The sequence below is a fragment of the Anabaena sp. UHCC 0204 genome (genome assembly GCF_009711975.1).
GTDB lineage: Bacteria > Cyanobacteriota > Cyanobacteriia > Cyanobacteriales > Nostocaceae > Dolichospermum.
This window is the reverse complement of record NZ_VIKW01000081.1, coordinates 114,017-120,966: the sequence shown is the minus strand read 5'-3', so window position 1 is coordinate 120,966 and position 6,950 is coordinate 114,017. Positions and strand designations below refer to the sequence as shown.

Genomic DNA, 6,950 nt, shown 5'->3' with positions numbered 1-6,950 from the left:
ATTAATAAAAAAATTACCAAATCTATTGTGTATCAGTCATTGTTTTCGCTATTATTTTATTCACCTGTTTCTCCCTCAATAAATTTTTCGTTATCTTTAATAGTTATATTTTCAATATCCTCGACGGAAATATCTACATCTTCTAAGGCTTCTTTAATTTTCTCATAATGCGACTGCTTTACTAAGAATTTTAACATTCTTTCTGTTGTTTTTTCATTGTCGCTTACTTCAATTTGCTGCTTAACAAACTGGCCAATAAACTTGAAAGTTTTGAGGATAATTTTTTTATCACCTTGTTCATAAATTTTGATAATATATTTGTTTACATTTATCTTATCACCAAATTTAATTTTTAAATATTTTGTAAAAGCCACTTTAAATAAAGCTAATAAATGATATAAATTACTTTTAAAAGTAACATCATATGAAAGACCGTGGAAATCACACATTAAATCAAAAATATAAAATGCACAAAGCATATTTTCAAATGTTGTTTCATCATTGAAAATTTTTTCATACAGACCATCTTTATGTTCTTTATGGGAAATGAAATTCAAGTCTTTATTCATTTTAAGTAGTTGATGATAATTTTTTATAACACTGACGGGATCTTGCAAATGATAAGCTAAATAGACGGGTGCCAAAATAACATTTGGAATTTCTATGACATTCTCTGGAGTCTCTCTAAATTCATCACGTCTTTTCTCATACCAAATATTAGTTTGATAGGATGCGTTTTGCAGCATTATCTGTATATCGTCATTAGCACAAAAGTCTCTATCATCTACAGGGTTTTGGGAATTAGTATACCTGGTAACATTCAAATCAAAATCTTTTCCGCCTGATTTTAATAAGCGTAAAGTCACCAAAGATTCACTATCCATCTGCTTACGCTTTGTTGGGGAGGCATCTTTGTAAGCTCGGTAAATGGCATAAACAGTTTGTGCGCCATTAATAATTTGCAATCCTATTAATTCTATTTGTTCAGCTTTTCTGCCAATAGTAGGCAAGAAATAAGTAATTGCTGTAATGCCATTATTGTAGTACCAAAAATAGGCAGGATTGTCCACCGCAGTTCTTTCTATATCTTCATTAAATTGTGATTGAAGTAGAGGATTTCTGACGTTTTTATAAAAAAGAGCAAATCCATATTTTTCAAATAAATCATAGATACTTTTGGGACGAAGTAAAAACATATATGCCTCAAAAGGCTTCTCTATTTTAACAACTCCATTTTTTTGAACTATTTCTAGAGTAACAGGATTTTCTTCTGGATTTTGGTAGCTTTCTAGAGGATTTAAAGGTTCTATTTTTTTATATGTTCTGTCAATATAATCTACTTTTATGCGATTTATATCAATTACTTCAAATTTGATTTTTTCATCATTTTTTTTAAAAACACTAATGTTTTCGTCCGCTCCTCCTTTATATTGAGAAAGTGTCAAAAATATAAATTTAACCTCTCCATTAGCTTTGAGGTGATTATCCAGATCCTCTAATTTTGCTTTTAGTTTTTCATTAACATTTTGTTTTTCTCCTCGTAAAATCGTATCAAAATCATTAAGTGCTTTCAGTATTTCATCTTTCTTAGTTTCTTTTTCTGAATTATCAGCCGTGTTCCATTTTGACTGAACGACATAAAAAATTTTATCTCCCTGATTGTTTGTGTTATCAAAAACAATGTCGCAAGAACTATCTTTATCGCCATCCGTAATAAAATCTTTATAGTTAGATTTTCTCCCATAAAATTCGAGAAACCAAATTAAGAGGGCATAAGATTTTTGATTGTTGATAACACCTTTATATTTTTTTATGAGTTCATCTTCTTGATATTTTTCCAAAAGTGTATTAAGGTTGCTATCAATTTCATGATAAAATTCTTTTGTAAGCATATAAAATCTCCATAAAAACAAATTATTTTTAAGTGTTAAACTACAGGCTATTAAATTGAAAAGCCTAACTATCTATTATACTGATATTTTCCTGTTAGAGTATTCCAAGTAAAAAAATGCCCAATTGTCATTGCGTTCGCGGAGCGTGGCGTTAGCCATATGGAGCGGAGCGGAATGAAGCAATCTCTGGTTTTGGATCATTTATTGTTTGGAACACTCTTATCCAATCCCTATACAACAAAAAGCTGAAAGTTCCTGTATATTTTCCCTATAGAGAATAATATCCAGAAACTTTCTCATACAACACTAACAAAAATTAAGGTATCCTTTCGAGTCAAATTACCAAAAATGGTTATTTTTCTTTAAATGTCCAAACACCGTCATCCCAATCATTATCAGATGGGGGTGATTGTAACCAATGCTGACAACGACTCATGTATAACATCGAGGCTTTGTCTTGATTGTCAGCGGATAAAGCTTTCACAAACTCTGCGAGGGCTGAGGTGAATTGACGTTTGAGATAGTATTCACGCCCTTTGTGGTAATGCTCAATTACTTCTAGTTTGGCGCTATCAATGTGATCAGTTCGCGTTCCTATTAATTCATAGATAGCAACTGGTTCATTGCGTCCTTTAACGCGGATGTAATCTAGTTCTCTTGCCCAAACACTATCTTGGCAGATTTTATATGTATTGTCGCTGATAATAATATCGCAACCATACTGTTTGCTGACGCTTTCTAATCGAGAACCCAGATTGACACCATCACCAATAGCGGTAAATTCCATGCGTTTACTAGAGCCGATATTGCCACTAATGACGGTATCAGAATTAATGCCAATGCCAATTTTAATAGCACATTGATTAGTTGATTGGCGAAGTATATTTAATTCTCGCAAGCGATCGCGCATTTCTAGAGAAGTTTGGACTGCCATGACTGCGTGTTCTGCTAAGGGGAGAGGAGAACCAAATACAGCCATGATGGCATCACCGATATATTTATCTAGAGTGCCTTTATGTTTAAAAACTGCTTCTACCATTGATTCAAAATATTCATTCAGCATTCTTACCACTTCTTCAGCTTGCATATTTTCTGTAAGAGTGGTGTAGCCGCGAATATCTGAGAATAAGATAGTAACTTCTTTGCGATCGCCTCCTAATTTCGCATCATCTAATTTTAGTAATTCTTCCGCTAATTCCTGGGTCATGTAGCGGTACATTGTACTTTTCAGACGCTTTTCATCACTAATATCTTCCATTACCACCAATGCACCACAGACTTTCTTTTCGTCTTTGATATCGGAAATGCTATTTAGTGATAAGTTAACGCTGTGTTGCTCTGTTCCTGTGGTTAATAAAGTGCGATCGGGATAATATTGCTGGCCTTCTTTGGAATTATTAGACTGGAGAGTATTCTGAAACCACTTGCTAAAGTCTCCCTCTTTCAGATTGACAATATCACTGACCATTTTGCCTTCTAAAGCCTCTTCCAAACCAAAACCTAACAATTGTTTAGCACTTTCATTAGCTGTAATAATTACACCATTTTGATCTGTAGAAATCACCCCATTAGAAAGACTCCGCAAAATATCCCGCTGCATTTTTTCTTGTTGTTTAACTCTGGCAAACAACTGAGCATTTTGCAAAGCTACCCCAGCTTGGATATTGAATGCTTCCATGAATTCTTCATCATTTTTATCAAAACTAGCTTGGAAACATTCAGGAGAGTTAGGCCAAGAAGCTGGATTATAAGGTGGAAACTCTCCAACTTTCTTTTTATTAACTAATTGAGTCACACCAATCAATTCCTGATCGCTGTTAAAGATTGGCATACACAGTAAACTACAGGTGCGATAGCCATTACTTTGATCCATTTTTTGAGCCGTTTCCGAGTCAGGATGCTCATATAAATCAAAGGGAATATTTAGTTTTTTTCCAGACGCAGCAACTATACCCACAAAACCTTGACCCATGGGTACACGCAATAATTTAGCGACACCATCAGCTTGATATATTTTTGTCCACAAATCTTGGCGATCGCGATCTATTAACCACAGTGTACTGCGGTCGGCGTTCATTAATTCTTTGGCCTCATCCATGACTCGTTTGAGGGTTTCTTCTAAATCAAGGCCACTTTGACTTAGAGATTTAATTGCTTTCATTAATGCGGCTGCTGCTCTTTGTTTTTGAGTCGCAAGATAGAAAGATCGAGATGATTCTAAAATCAGACGAATTGAAGGGGCAAATTCTAGAAATACATTTTCATCAACTTCAGTAAACCCTTTTGTATCAACTCTTTCTGCAAGAGCCGCTTCAGGATCATGAATGGGTTTTAATTTATTGAGTAATTGGACTACCGCAACTAATTGATTATTTTCTGTATTTAACAGTGGCAATGCCAACATTGTATAAGTTCGGTAGCCATTTCTTTTATCTTGCTCTTGAGCAAAATTTGACCGGGGATCATCATAAAAATCAAAGGGGATATTTACTACTCGTTTGAAAGTAGCAACTTCACCTGCAATACCTTTGTTGGCGGGAATCCGAATTTCTAAAGGGCGTTTAGTTTGCCCCTCTGCTAAAATAGACCAGAGTTCACCTTGTTCTTCATCTAACAAAAATATCGTTGTCCGATCTGCTCCTAATAATTCCCCAGTTTTGAGAGTAATTGAATGGAGCATTTCCTGGAGGATTGTCTCAAAACCTTGATAATCCAACATGGATAAGGTTTGGTTAACAACCTGTAATTTCTGCTCTACTTCTTGAACTACCTGTTTAAAAGTATCCTTATTTAAGGGAGCAAGAAACTGAGAAATAGTTCCTTTTTGTGTAGTTAAAGAAACTACATTATCAGGATGTTTTTGTCCCCTATTGTTGGGTAGAGGATTAATATCAATAATCACATCTGTGTTCACTTCAGCATTTGTTTCATGCACTGACATAACTATCTTCCAATATGGTATGATTTAGGGTTGAGAAAATGTCAACGATAATATTTAAGATTTATTTTAAATCTTTTTGGTATCCATACTTATTTAACAGTATCTACATCTGCTATGCAATTGTTTTTAGCCAATTGATTGTTTCTGATTACTGCTATAGCTCACCATATCAGATTCAACAGTAGGAGATTTTACAAATTGCGAATAATAGAATTGTCGTCATATCCTCAAATATAATTATGAATTGGATGATATGCCAACAACATGAGCAGATGATTTGGAAATCCTTAATTGACATCCTCATGGTGACAATAGGAAAATCAAATAAGATAAGTTTAATTATAAGGTATAGTCGGCATTTTCAAACTCCCAAGTGTGCAGTTGATCACATACACAAATAGGGAATGTCAAATTTAGACAAGTAGGGGCAGGGTTTCCCTGCCCTAAATATAAAATAACCAGTATTAAAAATGTAAAAGATTTGACAGTTAATTTATTTTAAATTAAGTAATAAATTGAGAAATAATTCAAAATCCTCATAAATTTATCCATGAGTGGCAAGGGAATCCAACTCCCCTGCACTGCTTCTGTAGTCAGAATTTATCTCATGGTGACGAATTCTTCAGCGGCTGAAGGATGGATACCAACGGTAGCATCAAAGTCAGCTTTGGTTGCGCCCATTTTTACAGCGATCGCTACACCTTGGATAATTTCTGCGGCGCTATCTCCCACCATGTGAGCGCCCAAAATCTGATCGGTGTTAGTATCTACGATCAACTTCATCATGGTTTTTTCCTGCTTACCTGCCAAAGTGTAGTACATAGGGCGGAAGCTAGTCCGATAAATTTTGATCCCATCATCACCGCATTTGGCTCTAGCTTGGGCTTCTGTCAAGCCGACTGTGGCAGCTTCTGGGGTAGTAAATACGGCTGTGGCCACGGTTTCGTGACTAAATTCGCGGCGGTTGTTGCCAAATTCACTATCAGCAAAAGCCCGTCCTTCTCCAATAGCGACTGGAGTGAGATTTAAGCGGTCTGTGACATCCCCGACAGCAAAAATGTGGGGTTGGCAAGTTTGGCTATATTCATTGACAGCGATCGCATCTGAGGTGCTGTATCCTGGTTCTTCTTCAGAACTGGGAACACAATCAAGTTGGGCATTTTCTAAACCTAACCCTTCCACATTGGGACTGCGACCGGTGGCTACTAAAAATACATCAGCAATGATTGGTTCTTGATTTTCTCCAGATAAAGTTAATTTCAGTCCTTCGCTGACTTTTTCTATGGCTGTCACTTCCGTATTTTGGATAATGCGAATGCCATGATTCGTCATTCCTTCTTGGATACTGGTGCGGATATCTTGATCAAAACCATTCAAAATTTCCTCTTTGCGGATAATTTGTGTGACTTCCGAACCCAAACCGCGCATGATACAAGCAAATTCACTGCCAATATAACCAGCACCAATGATAGCAATGTGTTTGGGTTGAGTTTTCAGGTGAAAAATTTCATTAGAGGTAATACCGTGTTCTATTCCTGGAATCTCTGGTTTAAAGGGACGGCCACCAACAGCAATTAAAATTTTCTCGGCTGTATATTTTTTGCCATTAACTTCGACTGTGTGGGGATCTATAAAACTAGCACGACCAGAAATTAATTCTACGCCGGCTTTTTCTAAAAAGCTGATGTGTAGTCCTGAGAGTCGTCGGACTTCGTTATCTATAGATGTAATGAAATGTTCCCAATCAAATTTTACATCTCCCACAGTCCAACCATAACCTGCCGCTTCTTGGAATTGGGCGGGAAAGTGAGAACCGTAAACCATGAGTTTTTTGGGGACACAACCGCGAATTACGCAAGTACCACCAACTAAATCATATTCGGCGATCGCCACTTTCGCACCATAACTAGCCGCCCGTTTAGAAGCAGCCAAACCCCCAGAACCAGCACCAATCACAAACAAGTCGTAATCAAAAGTCATAAATCTCTACTTTTTAACTAAAAATAGGCTATTGAACTATATAAGAATAGTTAAGTTGCCTAGATTTAATCTAGCGTAGCTCCTGTAATGCTTACTGGAAATTCCGTTGTTGCTTTAGTTTTCCCCATTACTGTTAC

At 36.1% G+C, this 6,950-nt stretch carries 3 protein-coding genes; all 3 read right to left on the bottom strand.

Features of this window, described 5'->3' with window-relative positions; genetic code table 11:
• Positions 1 to 56: 56 nt before the first annotated feature.
• The 3 genes from FJR04_RS25160 to gor all read right to left on the bottom strand — a co-directional run bounded on the left by FJR04_RS25160 (position 57) and on the right by gor (position 6,813).
• A complete protein-coding gene (locus tag FJR04_RS25160; protein WP_168500006.1) occupies positions 57 to 1,892 on the bottom strand; it encodes an AIPR family protein in 1,836 nt (611 codons plus the stop codon).
• Between the two features lie 352 nt (positions 1,893 to 2,244).
• Positions 2,245 to 4,833, bottom strand: coding sequence for a GAF domain-containing protein (locus tag FJR04_RS25155; RefSeq protein ID WP_168500004.1), 2,589 nt, complete (start codon positions 4,831 to 4,833; stop codon positions 2,245 to 2,247).
• A 600-nt stretch (positions 4,834 to 5,433) separates the two neighbouring features.
• Positions 5,434 to 6,813, bottom strand: coding sequence for a glutathione-disulfide reductase (gene gor / locus FJR04_RS25150; protein ID WP_168499994.1), 1,380 nt, complete (start codon positions 6,811 to 6,813; stop codon positions 5,434 to 5,436).
• Positions 6,814 to 6,950 lie beyond the last annotated feature (137 nt).